The organism is Kribbella sp. CCNWLW201, assembly GCF_037203805.1.
Taxonomy (GTDB): Bacteria; Actinomycetota; Actinomycetes; order Propionibacteriales; family Kribbellaceae; genus Kribbella.
Genome location: NZ_JBBCBQ010000008.1, coordinates 334,241 through 349,061 on the forward strand (window position 1 = coordinate 334,241; position 14,821 = coordinate 349,061).

The 14,821-nt window shown below is 68.6% G+C and carries 15 protein-coding genes; 6 read left to right on the top strand and 9 right to left on the bottom strand.

Annotation, left to right across the window (positions count from 1 at the left end; all coding sequences use genetic code 11):
• Positions 1-48: 48 nt before the first annotated feature.
• The 5 genes from V9K99_RS30015 to V9K99_RS30035 all read right to left on the bottom strand — a co-directional run bounded on the left by V9K99_RS30015 (position 49) and on the right by V9K99_RS30035 (position 5,947).
• Complete coding sequence (locus V9K99_RS30015; RefSeq protein ID WP_337005335.1) at positions 49-753, bottom strand: helix-turn-helix domain-containing protein; 705 nt, start codon at positions 751-753, stop codon at positions 49-51.
• Positions 754-799: 46 nt separating this feature from the next.
• Entirely contained in the window at positions 800-1,585 is a 786-nt protein-coding gene (locus tag V9K99_RS30020) for a VanW family protein (protein ID WP_337005337.1), read from the bottom strand.
• A gap of 837 nt (positions 1,586-2,422) precedes the next feature.
• A complete protein-coding gene (locus tag V9K99_RS30025) occupies positions 2,423-2,779 on the bottom strand; it encodes a YciI family protein (RefSeq protein WP_337005339.1) in 357 nt (118 codons plus the stop codon).
• Positions 2,780-3,624: 845 nt separating this feature from the next.
• Positions 3,625-4,749, bottom strand: a complete 1,125-nt coding sequence (locus V9K99_RS30030) for an Rv3235 family protein (protein ID WP_337005341.1) — start codon at positions 4,747-4,749, stop codon at positions 3,625-3,627.
• A gap of 1 nt (position 4,750) precedes the next feature.
• Positions 4,751-5,947, bottom strand: a complete 1,197-nt coding sequence (locus V9K99_RS30035) for a LysM peptidoglycan-binding domain-containing protein (RefSeq protein WP_337005343.1) — start codon at positions 5,945-5,947, stop codon at positions 4,751-4,753.
• Positions 5,948-6,104: 157 nt separating this feature from the next.
• Between V9K99_RS30035 and V9K99_RS30040 the strand changes: the two genes are divergently transcribed.
• Positions 6,105-6,650, top strand: a complete 546-nt coding sequence (locus V9K99_RS30040) for a hypothetical protein (RefSeq protein WP_337005345.1) — start codon at positions 6,105-6,107, stop codon at positions 6,648-6,650.
• 7 nt (positions 6,651-6,657) lie between these two features.
• Here V9K99_RS30040 and V9K99_RS30045 read toward each other — a convergent pair whose 3' ends face one another.
• The gene (locus V9K99_RS30045) at positions 6,658-6,906 is read right to left on the bottom strand and encodes a helix-turn-helix domain-containing protein (RefSeq protein WP_337005347.1); all 249 of its coding nucleotides are present in this window, start codon (positions 6,904-6,906) and stop codon (positions 6,658-6,660) included.
• A 170-nt stretch (positions 6,907-7,076) separates the two neighbouring features.
• On the opposite strand from V9K99_RS30045, the gene V9K99_RS30050 reads away from it, so the two are divergent.
• The 5 genes from V9K99_RS30050 (at position 7,077) to V9K99_RS30070 (ending at position 12,369) form a co-directional block, all read left to right on the top strand.
• Positions 7,077-7,739: an SAF domain-containing protein gene (locus tag V9K99_RS30050; RefSeq protein ID WP_337005349.1), complete on the top strand. Its 663-nt coding sequence runs from the start codon at positions 7,077-7,079 to the stop codon at positions 7,737-7,739.
• Complete coding sequence (locus V9K99_RS30055; protein ID WP_337005351.1) at positions 7,739-8,998, top strand: AAA family ATPase; 1,260 nt, start codon at positions 7,739-7,741, stop codon at positions 8,996-8,998. Before V9K99_RS30050 ends, V9K99_RS30055 begins: the two co-directional genes overlap by 1 nt.
• A gap of 371 nt (positions 8,999-9,369) precedes the next feature.
• The gene (locus V9K99_RS30060; RefSeq protein ID WP_337005353.1) at positions 9,370-10,158 is read left to right on the top strand and encodes a DUF4097 family beta strand repeat-containing protein; all 789 of its coding nucleotides are present in this window, start codon (positions 9,370-9,372) and stop codon (positions 10,156-10,158) included.
• A 313-nt stretch (positions 10,159-10,471) separates the two neighbouring features.
• Positions 10,472-11,143 (top strand): HAD family hydrolase, encoded by a 672-nt coding sequence (locus tag V9K99_RS30065; RefSeq protein WP_337005355.1) that lies wholly within the window; start codon positions 10,472-10,474, stop codon positions 11,141-11,143.
• A 5-nt stretch (positions 11,144-11,148) separates the two neighbouring features.
• Positions 11,149-12,369 carry a glycosyltransferase 87 family protein gene (locus V9K99_RS30070; protein ID WP_337005357.1) on the top strand — a complete coding sequence of 407 codons (1,221 nt, stop codon included), beginning with the start codon at positions 11,149-11,151 and terminating at the stop codon, positions 12,367-12,369.
• On the opposite strand, the gene V9K99_RS30075 is transcribed toward V9K99_RS30070, so the two are convergent.
• From V9K99_RS30075 to V9K99_RS30085, 3 genes are all read right to left on the bottom strand, one after another.
• Positions 12,317-12,751, bottom strand: coding sequence for a hypothetical protein (locus V9K99_RS30075; RefSeq protein ID WP_337005359.1), 435 nt, complete (start codon positions 12,749-12,751; stop codon positions 12,317-12,319). The genes V9K99_RS30070 and V9K99_RS30075 overlap by 53 nt on opposite strands.
• 102 nt (positions 12,752-12,853) lie before the next feature.
• Positions 12,854-14,161, bottom strand: coding sequence for a hypothetical protein (locus V9K99_RS30080; RefSeq protein ID WP_337005361.1), 1,308 nt, complete (start codon positions 14,159-14,161; stop codon positions 12,854-12,856).
• A gap of 142 nt (positions 14,162-14,303) precedes the next feature.
• Entirely contained in the window at positions 14,304-14,792 is a 489-nt protein-coding gene (locus V9K99_RS30085) for a cupredoxin domain-containing protein (protein ID WP_337005363.1), read from the bottom strand.
• Positions 14,793-14,821 lie beyond the last annotated feature (29 nt).

Consider the following 14,821-nt stretch of genomic DNA (forward strand, 5'->3'; position numbering starts at 1 on the left):
CGGGAAGCCGCCGATGCCCGACCGCCAGCAACCTGCCGTGCGGATGGATTAGCTCAAGAGGAGGCGGGGTGGGAGGCCGGTGAGGGCTTTGACGTCTCGGGTGAGGTGGGCTTGGTCGGCGTACCCGGTGAGGGCGGCGACGTCGGCGAGGGCGACGCCGGTGCGGGCGTGGTCGAGGGCGACGTTCATCCGCAGGACACGGTCGAGCATCTTGGGTCCGTAGCCGAACGCGTTCAGGCATCGACGGTGCAACTGCCGCTCACTCAACCCGACACTGCCCGCCAACGACATCACCCCGGCGCTGCCCCGCAGCATGCCGCTTCGCACAGCACGCAGTACCTGGACGATCAACCGGTCCGGCGGCTCCTCAGCCAGACTCGCCACCACCTGGTCCAGCGCCAGCGCCGGAACAGGCGCAGACCGCACCTGATCCGCCAGCCGCCGGCTCCGCGCAGGCGACCACAGATCGCTCAGCGCAACACGTTCGTTCAGCAGTTCACGCGCCGGTACGCCGAGGAACCGTGCCGCCGTCCCCGGTGCGAACCGGATCCCGGCGTACTTGGTCCCAGCCTCGGCCGACCCGACCCACGCCCGGCTGTCCGGCCCGGCGATGATCAGCTCGTCGTCCATCAGCAGCAGGTCCATGCAGCCGTCCGGGAGGATCCGGTACTCGCCACCCTCCGCGGTCCGCGTCCAGAGCATGGCACCGGGCACCCTCGCGGGGCGCTCGCGGTACGGCTCGAACTCACTCACCCCACCAGTCTGCAACCTCCCACCGACAATTTCAGCCGCGCGCCTTTCACGCATCCGGTACGACGTCCAGCACGGTCACGCCGACCGGTACATACTTGACCAGGGCAACGTTCTCCCGGATCAGTTCGTCGCGGACCGCCGTACCGGTGCGTCGATCGATCACCGTTCGCCAGATCTCGTTCCGCCGGAAGTACTCCGCGCCGACCCGCAGGAACCGCTCACCCCGCGCGAACACCCGGTACGACGACTCGGCCGGTACGTCGGCCAGGATCTCGCCCTCGAGATACCGATCACCGACAGCGACGCGCAACTGGAACGTCTGGTCGGTGTCGTTGCGGAACTGCAGATCCACGTAGTTGTAGACAATGCTGCAACCAACACCCCACGGCAGGACCCGCCCGTTGTCGGGGAACGGGTCGAAGCTGTGCGTCGACCGCTGCGTCACCGTCATCGGCGAGTGCAACACCATCCAGTGCAGCAAGTTCGCGAGCTGACAGATCCCACCGCCGATACCCGGCCGAGCCTGCCCGTTCGACAACCGCATGCCTTCGACGTACCCCTTGCGGCGCGTCGCATTCCCCACCAGTTTGTTGAACGAGAACGTCTCACCCGGCCTGATCAGCAGCCCGTCCACCTGTGCACACGCAAGCCTGAGGTTCGTCACCTTGTTGTGTTGCATCCACATCTCGGTCTCACCGAGCTGCCGCAACAACAACGACTTGTGCCGCTTCACCCGCACCGGCAGCTCATCCACCTGCCGACTCAGCGCGTACGCCGTACCGGACCGCAACCACTCGATCCGCTGCAACACCCGGTGATACCAAACCGCCACCGGATACACCCCCGGCACCTGCTCACCCCACCGCCTCCGCCCCTTCCCGAAAACCCTCTCCCGCTCCGCCGCACTAAGCTCCCCAACCCCCACCTGCCACGGCGCCCCAACCGGCGTCCGCCCATCGCTCGCCGCGTCCACCTCAGCCATCGCCTGCACACCAACCGCAAGAGCCCTGGCAGTCCGCGCATCTCCCGCCGCAAGAGCCCCGGCCGTATGCACGTCACCCGGCGCGAGAGCCCCGGCCGTCTGTGCAACGCCCGCCGCAAGACCCCCTGCCGTGTGCGGTGCGGCGCTCGCGTCCGCTGTCGCATGTCCAGCGCTCGACCCAGCGGCCGGCCTGGTACTCACCGCCTGTAGGTCGGCTGCTGCCGCCGGCTGGGGATTGCTTGCCTTGGGCATCGTTTCGGTGCTGTGTCTTGCTGGTGGGTGTGCAGTGATCGGGTGCGTGGTGGGGTGTGCTGCGGCTCGTTGACCGGCGGCGGCGAGTTCTGCTGCTGCCTGTTGAGCGATTGTTTGGCCGACTGGACGACGTACGTCCAGCAGCCGAAGTCGTGGCGGCGGGGCCGGACTCAGATGGCGCAGGACCGGCCGATCCGGCGCCACCCCAGTGGACGCCGGCCAGCCGATTGTCGTGGGCGTGGTGGTTGAGCGGGCTGTGTTGAGCGCGCTGCTGATCGTGCTGTCAGGCATTCGTTCCCCCGAACGACGAAGACCGATCCATCGACCGATCCGGCTACGCTACGCCGACCCTTGCCGCAGCTACATGACAACAACAGCACGATCGGATTGCGCTCCCTGAGACCGCGGGTACGGCGCCCGCCGCTGCAACCAGCGTTAGTCGGCGGTCGCCTCGGCGATCGACCTGGGTGCTCGCACCTTGGTGAACTGAATGTTCCCGGCCGGCATCATCCACGTCATCACGTTGACGGCCAAACGCCCCGCCCGCACCGCAGGATCGGCCTCGGCGTACGCCCGAGCGGTCTCCGCGTCCACCGACCAAACGGAGAACCCACGGAACTGCTCATCGTCCTGCTCGGTCAGCGGCCCACGAGCCAGCACCAGCCCGCGGTCCTGCATCTCAGCACCGTGCGCCAAATGCCGATCCTGAAGCTCAGCCGCCTCTTCATCCGTCATCACCGGCGCATCCGGCCGCAACACCAACAGAATCACCGTGTACCGATCAAACTGCATACCAGGAACCTACCCCCGCAGACCACCCTCACCCGCCCCACGACAACGCGACACCGCTGCGAGCACTTCGCCAAGAACCGTTGAGGTTGTCACCGCGTCCCCGAACCGAGACACCAGCACCAACCGGCAACCGCTGACCGTCCGAGCGCAGTCCCCCGCGGCCCCCCGGTCGCGGCGTACGACGGTCAGGTCGGGCAGGTCACCCCGACACCGCGCTAATCCCATCCCGGGCGCCGCCGCGCTAACCCCATCCCGGGCGCCGCCGCGCTAACCCCATCCCGGGCGCCGCGCTAGCCCCGCCCCCAGCGTCCGGCGCCGTGCCAGCCCCACCCGGGCGCCGCGCTAACCCCGCCCCGGCGCTGCACCCACCTGCCCCGGCCATTTGAGGGGAGAACCTCTCAGATGCACTCTTCTCCCCACCGCATACCGAGGGAGAAGGGGCCAGGTCAGGGGAGAACCCCGCAAATGCCCCGCATCCGTCGCGGTGGCAAACCCCACCCTGGTGCCGCACCTCCCCGGCGCTGGCGCCGTGCCAACGCGACCCCGGCGCTGGTGCTGTGCGAGCCCGACCCGGGTGCTGTGCGAGCCCGACCCCGGCGCTGTGCCAGCCCCACCTCGGCGCCGCATCTCCGCGCGCCGGCGCCGCACCTCCCCGCCCCGGGGCAATTTGAGGGGAGAACCCCTCAGATGCGCCCTTCTGCCCACCGCATACCGAGGGAGAAGGGATCAGGTCAGGGGAGAACCCCGCAAGTGACCCCCGCATCCGGCGCTGGCTGACGGTTGGGCCAACCACACGGCCGTGATCGGCTCCGGGGTTAACTTCCTGACCTTGCTAGATGCCGGCATTAGCCGATTTCGAGGGCGGTGCAGACCCAGCGGTTGCGGCGGATTTCCAGGCGGAGGGCGATGGCGCGGGAGCGTTCGCCATGGCGGACGTGGGCGGCGACTTCTGCGATCTCCCTCGCCGGGGTGCAGACACGGACCGAACGGAGGGAGCTGCGTTCCTTGGCGCCGCGGGCGGTGGCGGTGGTGGTCAGGCCCAGCAGCCGGACCCGGCGGCTGAGGTCGGCAAACACCGTCTCGTCCGTGAACCGCACCAGCTGCGAGATCGGCCGGTCACCCGCCAGCACTTCGGACACAGCCTGCGCCAACCGCCCGCCCCAGGCCCGAGGATCCGGCAACCCAGGCCCGGCAGTCGCACCCCGATTCCGAGCATCCGTTGACACGACGCCAGCCGCCTGTCCCTCAGCAGCCACCGGGACCACAGCAAGCCCCCGACGCGACGCCACAGTCCGCTCGCCAGCCGTGCTCTCACCCGCCCCAGAACCTGAACCAACAGAAGGTGCAGCAGACGCCACGGCAGAAGCAGCCGAGGGCTCGGTCGGGACAGCTGCAGAATCAACTGGGGACTCGGCCAAGACAGATCCACCAACTGGCGACTCGGCCGGGCTGGCTGCAGCAGCAGTCGGGGACTCGGCCAACGCGGATTCGGCCGAGACGGCTTCGGCGGCTGGGGACTCGGCCCGACCGGCTGCAACAGCCGCCCGGGACGCGGTTGAGGTAGATCCAGGAGCAGCCGAGGAGGTCGCCGGAGCCGGGGCAGAGGCGGAGGCGGTTGCGGGTTCGCGTTGCGAAGGAGCGGTTGAGGGGGCGGCTTCGGGTTGGGTGGTGGTGAGGGGTTTGGCGTCGGTTGGGGTTGGTGGGGTGGGGGTGATGCCTAGGTGGGGTAGGGCTCGGTGGCGGCGGGATAGGGCGTCGGGGGTCATGGTGCCGGCGTGGTGGACGGTGGGCGGGATGGGGTGGCGGGTCTGGTTGGGGTTGACTGCGCGGAGGCGTGGTGTTGCCACGTCCGACAGGGCAGGCCGTGCGTCGGTGAGTTGGGGGGTGGAGTCGGAGAGTGGTGGGACTGAGGTGAGGGTCCGGCTCGGGGTGGGGTGTTGGGACGGGACCGCGGGCAGGTTCTGGCTCATGTCACTTCTCCTGGTGGGTGGGCGGCACGGGGTTACCGGTCGCGGATGCCGGGATTCGCAGCACCTGGCCGGGAAGGATCAGGTCGGGGTCAGGCCCGATCTGCTGGCGATTGGCGTCGTACCAGGCCGGCCAGCGGGCGGCGACGGCCTCGGCGGTGGAGTTCGGGCCGAGCTCGTTCGCGGCAATGCTCCAGAGGGTGTCGCCGGGCTTGACGACGACGCGTGCGGGCACTCGCACGGGCTGACCCGACCGCACGTCCGTGTACCGCGTCGCAGCACCCGCAGTCGGCCGGTCCGGTACACCAACCCGCACACGCGAGCCACCCGGCACCTCGCCCCGAGTCCCACCGTCAGCCGGCGCACCAGCCGGAGTACTTCCGGCAGTTCGGCTAGCACGCGTGCCGGAAGTGTTCTCAGTGCGAGATCCAGAGGTCGTCCGCTGTGGCGCCGCCGGTACGACGTCCTGCGGGCGGCTGCTCGTGGTCGGCCGAGGACCGGTGAGGCGGACGGAGGACGGCGGCTCAGTGGTGCGCCAGTCCGACGCGTCGGGCGTACCGGAGGAGGTGCCGGCCGGGGGCGACCCAGAGAGGCGGACGGAGGACGGCGGCTCGGTGGTGCGCCGGTTTGGAGTATCCGGTTCACCGTAGGAAGTCGCGCCGCCCGTGACGGGCCTGGACAGGCGGACGGAGGACGGGGGCTCAGTGGTACGGCGGTTCGTCGCATCCGGCGTACTGGAAAAGGTCGGGCCGGACGGGCGGACGGTTGATGGCGGCTTCGTTGTGCGCCAGGTGGTGTCGGTGGGTTGGACGGTGGAGCGGGGCTCTACCTGGGTCCACGGTCGCGTGATTGCGCCATGGCCTGGGGTGGCTTGGGCTGCGCCGACGGTCAGGGGAGTGACGGCGGCCAGGCCGAGGGCGGAGCGGAGCAGGGTGCGGGAGGTCTGCGAGGTGATCCGCCCGGACACTGCGGTGGCGGCCGCCCCGACCACGCCTGGGATCTGCTCGAGGACGGTCGCGAGCACGGCCAGGACGAGCCAGCCGTAGGCCATCCACGCCACGGTCCCGACCGCGAGCACGGTCATCGAGTCGAGGTCGTGGCTGTTCGCCGCGCCGATCGAACCGGCCGTCATCCAGCGCAGGGCGCGGCCCAGAACGGCCAGCGCCACCAGCGCGAGGATGCCCTTCAGGCCCCGGATCATCCCGTTCACCCCGTTTCGCCTCTGATCTATGAGTTTGCTTGAGTTTGCGTCGGTTTGACCACTATAGACCGATAATGAGGGCAGTTTGCAAGTGGGAATGTCACGCAGCGTCGGCTTGCCGCACGGAAGGTGAGCGCGATCGGGTAGGTTCGCGGCCATGCGGTGGGATGCGTTGTTCGCGGATCTGGAGTCGCAGTTCGATGCGCTCCAGGCGGAGGATCTGTACGGCGAGGTGGCGGATCGGATCCGTGCCGAGGTCGGCAAGATCACCGTGCTCGACCGGCTTCGCGGTGCCGTCGACACCGTCGTACGCGTGGAACTGACACACGCGGAGCCCGTCCAGGGGCTGCTCACCCGGGTCGGGAAGGACTGCCTGCTGATCGAGGCCGAACGCTACGAGGAGTGGCTGATCCCGGTCGCCGCGCTGATCGCCGTACATCGACTGGGGCCGTGGGCCGAACCGGCTGTCGGGGCGGTGGCGGGGAAGCTGGGGCTTGCGCACCTGCTGCGCGGGATCGCGCGGGACCGCTCACCGGTGACGCTGTTCTGTGGCGGCGTACCGGTCACCGGGACGATCGATCGGGTCGGGGCGGACTTCCTGGAGATCGCGGAGCATCCGCTGGATGCGCCACGGCGGCGGACCGAGGTCAACAACGTGCGCCTGGTGCCGACCCAGGCACTGTGCGCCCTACGCCGCCGCTGAGACGTCGCTAGTTGTGCACGTCCTCCGACTGCTCGGCCTCTTCACCGAACGGATGGGCGTCGATGAACTCCCGGGTCTCGGTGTAGAGACGCTCGATGTACTTCTCCAGCTCGGTGGCCTCGACCCGCCACTGGCCGCGACCGCCGATCTTGACCGCGGGAATGTCACCGCGGCGGACCAGGGCGTACACCTGGTTCGCGGAGATGTTGAGCATCTCGGCGACGTCGGCGAGCTGGAGGAATCGCGGAGCCGGCATCAGTTCTGCTCCTTCAGGTAGTGGCTGGTTCCTTCAGTTTGCCACGGTTGGCGACCGGACGGTCCCGTTTGTCCCCAGGCTGACAGCCTGTGGATAGTCATTCACGGGGAGGTACCTCGAGAGGGCAGAATGTCGGCTTCGAGAGCGATCGATTGACTGGGGAGTTCGACGTGGTCGACACAGCAGTGCGCGGTACCGGGTTCGGGGCGCCGTCCGTCCCGGCCCAGCGCAACCGGCGGGCCCGGTGGAAGGACGGCCGGCTCGTGCTTGGCGTGCTGCTCGTCGCCGTCACCGCACTCGCCGGCGCCAAGCTGCTCTCGGCGGCCGACGACACCACCACGATCTGGGCGGCCAAACACGACATCCCGGCCGGGACGACGCTGACCAGCGACGACCTGACCACCGTGCGGGTGCGCTTCACCAACAGCGAGGATGCGGGCAGGTACGTCGCTGCCGACGCGGAGCTGAAGGGTCTCGTCGTCACCCGGCCTGTCGACGCGGGTGAGTTCGTCCCGAGGGAGGCGGCCGTCTCGGAGGCTGACAACGACCGCATCGAGTTGCCGCTGTCGGTCGCCAGCGGGCGCCTGCCGTCGGATACCGCAGCCGGGGACGACGTCGACATCTGGGTGGTGCCGAAGGACGCGGACCAGCCGGCGACGTTGCTCTGGGCAAAGGTTCGGGTGCTCCAGATCGACGCGGTGAAAGGCGTTGCGGGTGGTTCGGCCCGCAGACAGGTCCTGGTCGGGTTGGCGCCGTCCGATCTGCCACGCCTCCCGGCGAGGTTGTCCGCGATGAGCACGGGCGAGCCGATCCTGGTCAGGCAAGGCCGCTGATGTCGATACCAGTCCTGCTGGCAGTGACCGGGGCGCCGTGGGAGGCGGACGTCGTACGGCGGGCCGAGCGCGCGCCCGGAATCCGGGTGGTACGGCGATGCGTCGACATCGCCGACGTGATGGCCGCGGCCGCGAGCGGGCAGGCACGGGCGGTGCTGCTCGCCGACGATCTGCCCAGGCTGACATCCGATGCGGTGGCCGCGCTGCATGCTCGCCGGATCGCAGTGGTCGCTCTGGTCGATCCGTCCGAGAACGGCGAACCCTTCGGCACCGAGGACCGGCTCAGCCGGATGGGGATCGAGCGGATCCTCCCGGCCGACGTCAGTCCGGAGGATCTCGGTCGCGCCGTCACCGACGCGGTCGATTCCGGTCCGCCCATGTCGGCTTCCCACTTCGCCGGCGGATTCGTACCGATGACGCCCGACCCGTCCGGCCAGCCGCCGCCGGTCTACAACCAGGGCAGCGGGCGGATGCTCGCGGTCTGGGGTCCGACCGGCGCTCCGGGGCGTACGACGGTCGCCGTCGGGCTGGCGTGTGAGCTCGCGGTGAAGGGCGTGCCAACTTTGCTGGCCGACGCAGACGTGTACGGCGGGACCGTCGCGCAGCAACTCGGCATGCTCGACGAGACATCGGGGTTGGCGGCCGCGGCGCGCTCGGCGGGGAGCGGCGCGCTCGACATGGCGATGCTCGCGAAGCATGCGCGCCAGGTCGAGCCGCATCTGCTGGTGCTGACCGGGCTCAGCCGGGCCGATCGCTGGACGGAGTTACGACCCGCGGCGATCGAGTCGATCTGGTCGACGGCGCGGATGCTCGCACCCTGCACGGTGGTGGATGTCGGGTTCTGCATCGAGTCCGACGAGGAGATCTCGTTCGACTCGCTGGCGCCGCGCCGCAACGGTGCGACCCTGGCGACGCTCGAGGAGGCCGACGAGGTGATCGTCGTCGGTACGGCGGACCCGGTCGGGCTGACCCGATTGATCCGGGCGATCCATGAGCTGCGGGCGGCGGTGCCGTCGGTCAGCACCAGAGTGGTGGTGAACCGGATCCGCTCAGGGTCGCTCGGCAGTTCGCCCACGGATGCCGTTGCGGAGGCGCTCGGACGGTACGCCGGCGTCGAAGCCGCTGCGCTGCTCCCGTTCGACCAGAGCGCGGTCGACGCCGCGATGTCCCGCGGGCGGAGCCTCGCCGAGTCCGCCAAGTCCAGCAAGCTCCGCAAGTCCCTCCAGCAGTTCGCCGCCACCGTCACCAAGGACCTCTGAGCCTGTCGCGGCCGAATCCAGGAAAGCCCACCGTGCTCTGGACGCGGGCGTGGTTTGGCGGCCGTGGACCTGGCGGCCCGACTCTCCCTGGCGACGTGAGATGGGACATGAAGCCGTGCCCTGGGACCGGAAATATCCAGTCCCAGGTCACGACAAGCTGTCTCAGGTCCCCATTGCTGTCGGGTCGTGCCATCCGCGGGCTGAGGGGTTGCGTGGTGGGTCAGTGGGCTTGGGGTGGTGCGGCGGGGTGGTCAGGGGTTGGGGTGGTGGGGTCAGGGTTGGGTCGGTGGGGATACGGGGGAAAACCCCACCGACAGGGGGCCGGGGATGTGCCAGGGTTGACAGGTAGTCACCGCACCCCAGGGGGAAGCATGTCCGAGGTTCAGGGCCGGCCCGCGAGCACGATGAGCACGGAGCGGCGGTACGGCATCGCGATCTCCGTCGCGCTCATCCTCGGCGGGGTCTACTGGGCGCTGACCGGGCTGACCGAGGACACCAAGGTCAGCCAGGACACGTACGCGGTGGAGGGCGACGCGCTGACGATCGAGGCTCGCTCGGCGGATGTCGAAGTACGGCCGGGGGACGGGACCGAGATCACGATCGAGCGGAAGTTCGAGCGCAACGTGTTCGGCTCCGACCCGAAGGAGAAGTACGAGGACGGGAAGCTGGAGCTGCGCGACACGGGGTGCGGGTTCCTGTCGTTCGGGTGCGACACGAACTACATCCTCACCGTGCCCAAGGACGTCAAGGTGACGCTCGAGAGCAGCAGCGGGGATCTGAAGGTCTCCGGGCTGGAGGAGGGTGCGGACCTGAAGTCGAGCTCGGGCAACATCGAGGTCCACAACGTCGGTGGGGCGCTGCAGTTGGAGTCCAGCTCGGGGGACCTGGAGGCGCAGGGTCTGAGCGCGACGACAGTGAGCACGCACAGCAGCTCGGGCAGCGTCGAACTCGACTTCTCGGCCGAACCGCAGCTGGTGGAGGCCGAGTCGAGCTCAGGCGACGTGACGATCCGGATCCCGTCCGGGACCCAGCCGTACAAGGTCGACAGCGAGACGTCGTCGGGTGACGAGACCAACACCATCCAGAACGACCCGACCGCCACCCGCACCATCAAAGCCAACACCTCCTCCGGCGACGTAACCATCGAATACAACCGCTGACCACTGGCACCCGGCGGTGGTGTGATGGCAGAGCCGGTACGGCGCGCGGCATGCGGTGGGGAGAAGGGTGCAACTGCGGGCAGAACCGGCCATTTCAGGGGTCAACCCCTCGCCTTGTGGGTTGCCGAGGCAGATTTTGGGTCCGCAACCCACAAGCTCAGGGGTTGACCCCTGAAATGGGGCCGGGCCGGCCGGGGTGGAGGTGGGCGGCAGGGGCGCTGGCGTGCTGCACCAGCGGGGTGGTTGGGGTTTACGGGGAGTGAGGGGGAGGACCGGGAGGGTTAGGGGGATTTGTGCTGAGTAGGCTTCGGGCATGTCTTTGGAGGCGGGTGTGCCGCGTGGGTTGCTGGTGGACTGGGGCGGTGTGCTGACTTCCGGGCTGGAGGATGCGCTGCGGCGGTGGGCCGAGTTGGACGGGTTCGACTTCGACTCCTACGTGCAGGCGGTGATGGCGTGGCTGCCGGCCGAGACGCCCGCCGATGCGGTCGCGGAGGCCGAGCTCAACCCGGTCCACGCTCTCGAACGCGGCCAGATCGCCGTACCCGACTTCGAGCGCAAGCTCGCCTCGATCCTGGTTCGCCGCGACGGTACGCCGGTGCCCGCGGAGGGGCTGATCGAGCGGATGTTCGCGCATTTCGAGCACCAGCCGGACATGGGTTCGCTGGTCCGCCGGGCCCGCTCGCACGGGATCCGGACCGCGCTGTTGTCGAACTCGTGGGGCAACACCTACCCGCGGGACACCTGGGAGGGGATGTTCGACGACATCGTCATCTCCGGTGAGGTCGGGCTGCGCAAGCCCGAGCCGGAGATCTTCCTGCTGGCCGCCCGCCGACTGGACCTGAAGGCCGAGGAGTGCGTTTTCATCGACGACCTCGAGCTGAACGTCCAGGCCGCGAACGCGCTCGGCATGACCGGCATCCTGCACACCTCGTACGACGAAACCCTGCGCGCGCTGGAAACCCTGTTCGGAGTCGACCTGACGTGACTGTGATGACCAGTACCTCTTCTGCCTCCCGCCCGGTCGTACCTCGCCGGCTCGTCATCGGAATCGTCGCCTGCGCCGCCTTGGTCGCGCTCGGCGCCTGGGCGTACGGCCTGTTCGGCGGCATGATCGACCTCCGCGTCTACCGGATGGGCGGCTCGGTGCTGCTCGACGGCGGTTCGCTGTACGACGCCAAGCTGCCGGGATCCGGGTTGCCGTTCACCTATCCGCCGTTCGCCGCGATCGCGATGGTGCCGCTGGCCGCCGTACCGTGGGGGGTCGCGCTGGTCGTCTGGACCACCATCTCCGTGCTGTGTGTCGCGGCCTTGTGGCGGACCAGCCTGCCGGAGACCGCCTGGTCGTACTTCACCCAGCGCAAGCGGACCGTTCTGCTGGTCGCCCTCACTCTGATGTCGTTGCTGCTCGAGCCGGTCTGGCAGACGATCCAGTTCGGCCAGATCAACCTGTTGCTGACGGCAATGATTCTGCTGGACCTGGTCCGGCCGCAGAACGCGCGGCTGCGCGGTTTCTGGCTCGGCGTGACGATCGGCGTCAAGCTGACCCCGTTGCCGTTCCTGGCGCTGCTGATCGTCACCAAGCAGTGGCGAGCGCTGCGGAACGCGCTACTGGGTCTGCTGGCGACGATGGCGGTCGGGTTCGCGATCGTGCCGAACCAGTCCTGGCGGTACTGGACCGAGGTCATCCTGGACGCCAACCGGGTCGGTGGGCTCGCGTACACCGGCAACCAGTCGTTCAACGGCTTCCTGCACCGGCTTGGTGATGAAGCGAGCTGGGTGCAGCCGACGTGGTTCGTGCTCTCGGCCGTCTTCGGCCTGCTGGTGCTGTGGATGGCCCGGCGGTACTGGCTGGCGGACGAGCGGGTCACCGCGATCGCTGTGATGGCGCTGGCCGTCCTGTACGCGTCGCCGGTCACCTGGAGCCACCACTGGGTCTGGATCATCCCCCTCGGCGTGAGCCTGATCCGCGCGGTCAACCGGGTCTGGGGCCTCAATCCGGCGGTCGCGACCGGTGTGCTCTTCTACGGCCTGTTCGTACTGCGCTCGATCTGGTGGGTGCCGTACCGCGACGATCGTGAGCTGGACTGGACCTTCTGGCAGTCCATCCCCGGCAACTCGCACCTGATCCTCGGCATGATCGCCTTCATCGTCCTGGCGGTCACCAGCCGGAGTCTGCCCAAGCCAGCTCCCGCAACGGCCGATCAAGCCTGACAGCCAGGTCAGCGTCGACGTGCGCGATCTCAGCCAGCAGTACGTCGACACTCGCGCTGAAAGCCCGTGTGAGCTCAGCAGCCTCCAGTGACTGCACCAGAGTCGCCTCCAACGGTGCAGTGGTGGCCGCAGGCAACAGGTGAAGGCCGCGACCCTGTGAGTGCGGCACACCGTGCCGCAAGCAGACCAATGTCCACCTGCAACGTGGAAGCCAGCAGAACACCCGATCGACCGTCCCACGCGACCACACGTCGGTGTGGTGCAGAGCGCCGTACTGCGAGTACATAGACGCAGTCCAGTCGGCCAGTACGGCATCCTGGTCAGCGTCCGGCGCCAAACCGAGTGCCAGGTCCACATCGGACCACTCGTCCTCAGCACTCACTGCAGCCGAGCCCGTCAGCGCAGCACCGGCAACACGCTCGTCTGCACGGGCTGCCGCCACTAAACGCGTCCCGCAAGCTCTCGCGTTCGGCAACCGTGTACATCACGTAGAGAACAGTAGGAGCAGTCCGCCCGTGGTGTAGCCGACCATGACGACCAGCAGCGGCAGCTGACCGGCCAGGGCCTTCTGCCGCGGGAAGAGCGCGACAGCACGGTCGTGAGCCGAGATGACACCCATCAGGTGACCGCAGACGACGGCCAGCACCTGGATGACGGCGATCGTCCCGCTGTGGTTGGTGATGCCGGTGTTCACCGCGAGCAGCCCAGTGCCGAAGACGTTGGCCCCGTTGCTGAGCGGGTCACTCAGGTAGATGAGTGTCCGCTGCCCCTCGAGGATGAACAGGGTCATGTAGTGCGCAACGACGTACCCAAGAGCAATAGGTACGACGGAATGCGCGAACAGCCCGGGCAGCGAGCGACGCGAACCGCCAGACAGTCGGCCGGCCAGCAGCGTGGCACCCGAGTACGTGACCAGCACGAACAGGATGAACGCGATCAGCGCGCACGTGCCGAGCAGTGTCATCGAGTAGTCGGTGTTCTGCGCCCAGCCGATCCACGCCGACGAGTTCGAGAACCCGTCGTACGCCGTGGAGCCGAGCAGCGCGGCCACCATGCCGACGAGACCCGGCTGAGCCTTCAGACCGTCGAGGTTCTCGAGCGGCCGGCGGACTACCAGTGCTCCGTCGGTACGACGGCCCCACGGTGACAACCGAGCCATCAGCGACGCGTAGACCTCGAACGGGTCGCCGGTCGAGAACCACCGGTCGCCGAACAGGATCGCGCCGAACAGGGTGATGACTATGTACAGCGCGATCCAGGCCTGTAGGACCGGGATGGTGGCCCGGTCCGGTGCGACGAGTTCGAGCCAGGTGAAGGCGAAGATGCCGAGCGCTGCGGGCCAGAGGCCGAGCCAGGACGGCAGTTCCAGCAGGCCCTTCGAGGGAGGCTGGCGCAGTGCCTTGCAGAGCATCAGGTGGACGGTCCGCAGCGGGTTCAGCGTCCGCCAGACCGGGCCGAGCAGGATCGAGATCGGCACCAGGCCGACCCAGACCAGGATGTAGATAAAGCCGAAGATCGGGTTGGTCAGCCGGTCCACGCCGAACAGCAGGGCGACCATCGCGTAGAGGAAGACGGCCAGCCCGATCAGCCGGACGACCCACCGGAACCAACCGGCGTCGATGGTCCGGGTGATTGCGCCCGGCAACGGTGTGCCGGACGCGTTGCCGCGGTACTTCGGGTTGCGCCAGGCCAGGCCGAGGACGACGAACGAGAGCGCGATCGCGACCGCGGCACCGCCGACAGCCAGACCGAACGGGATCGGCAGATCCTGCCGGCCGCCGATCCCATGCATCGGTAGGAGAAGAGGTGCGGTCACGAGGCCCCCCGGCCTGGACTGAGGAGCGCAGGGAGCGAAGCGACTGGAGCGACGAGGGAAGGTCGGGAACCAGGGCCCCGTGACCCTGCCGGCGCCGAAGGCCCGGCCAAAAGCACCGTCACGAGACAACGAGCTTGGCGACCAACTTGCCGCTCTCGTGTGTCTCGATTTCGAACGTGCCCTTCATGTTCGCGGTGAACTTGACCGACGCGGGCTTGCCCGGGGTGAGCGGCAGTTCCTTGTCGTAGCCGTGGATGTGCACCTCGTCCGCCGCGTCGCTGACCGCGGTCACCAGCACGGTCTGGCCGGCCTTCACCTTGATGGTCGCGCCGCTCGGGTTGACCTTGCCGTTGGCAACGGTGACGCTGACCGTCACGTCGGCCTGCTCACCGGACGGGTCGGCGGTATTCGAGGGGCTGCTGGTGTTCGGCTTGCCCGGGGTGGTCGTCGTCGGCAGGTCGGTCGGGGGGCTGGACGGGGTCGTCGCCGACGGGGTCGTGCTCGGGCTCGTGCCGCTGTCGGATTCGTTCCCGCAACCGGCCAGGACCAGCATGCCGAGGGCGGGGAGAAGTGCGGCGGCGGTACCGCGAGTGAGCGTCGAACGCATCGGTCGGAGGGCCTTTCAAGGGGTTTGTG

Excerpts from the sequence above, each read along its gene's own strand:
- V9K99_RS30025 (WP_337005339.1), bottom strand. The coding sequence starts at position 2,779 with ATGCAGTTTGATCGGTACACGGTGATTCTGTTGGTGTTGCGGCCGGAT.
- V9K99_RS30030 (WP_337005341.1), bottom strand. The coding sequence starts at position 4,749 with ATGAGCCAGAACCTGCCCGCGGTCCCGTCCCAACACCCCACCCCGAGC.
- V9K99_RS30035 (WP_337005343.1), bottom strand. The coding sequence starts at position 5,947 with ATGATCCGGGGCCTGAAGGGCATCCTCGCGCTGGTGGCGCTGGCCGTT.
- V9K99_RS30040 (WP_337005345.1), top strand. The coding sequence starts at position 6,105 with ATGCGGTGGGATGCGTTGTTCGCGGATCTGGAGTCGCAGTTCGATGCG.
- V9K99_RS30045 (WP_337005347.1), bottom strand. The coding sequence starts at position 6,906 with ATGCCGGCTCCGCGATTCCTCCAGCTCGCCGACGTCGCCGAGATGCTC.
- V9K99_RS30055 (WP_337005351.1), top strand. The coding sequence starts at position 7,739 with ATGTCGATACCAGTCCTGCTGGCAGTGACCGGGGCGCCGTGGGAGGCG.
- V9K99_RS30060 (WP_337005353.1), top strand. The coding sequence starts at position 9,370 with ATGTCCGAGGTTCAGGGCCGGCCCGCGAGCACGATGAGCACGGAGCGG.
- V9K99_RS30065 (WP_337005355.1), top strand. The coding sequence starts at position 10,472 with ATGTCTTTGGAGGCGGGTGTGCCGCGTGGGTTGCTGGTGGACTGGGGC.
- V9K99_RS30070 (WP_337005357.1), top strand. The coding sequence starts at position 11,149 with ATGACCAGTACCTCTTCTGCCTCCCGCCCGGTCGTACCTCGCCGGCTC.
- V9K99_RS30080 (WP_337005361.1), bottom strand. The coding sequence starts at position 14,161 with ATGCATGGGATCGGCGGCCGGCAGGATCTGCCGATCCCGTTCGGTCTG.
- V9K99_RS30085 (WP_337005363.1), bottom strand. The coding sequence starts at position 14,792 with ATGCGTTCGACGCTCACTCGCGGTACCGCCGCCGCACTTCTCCCCGCC.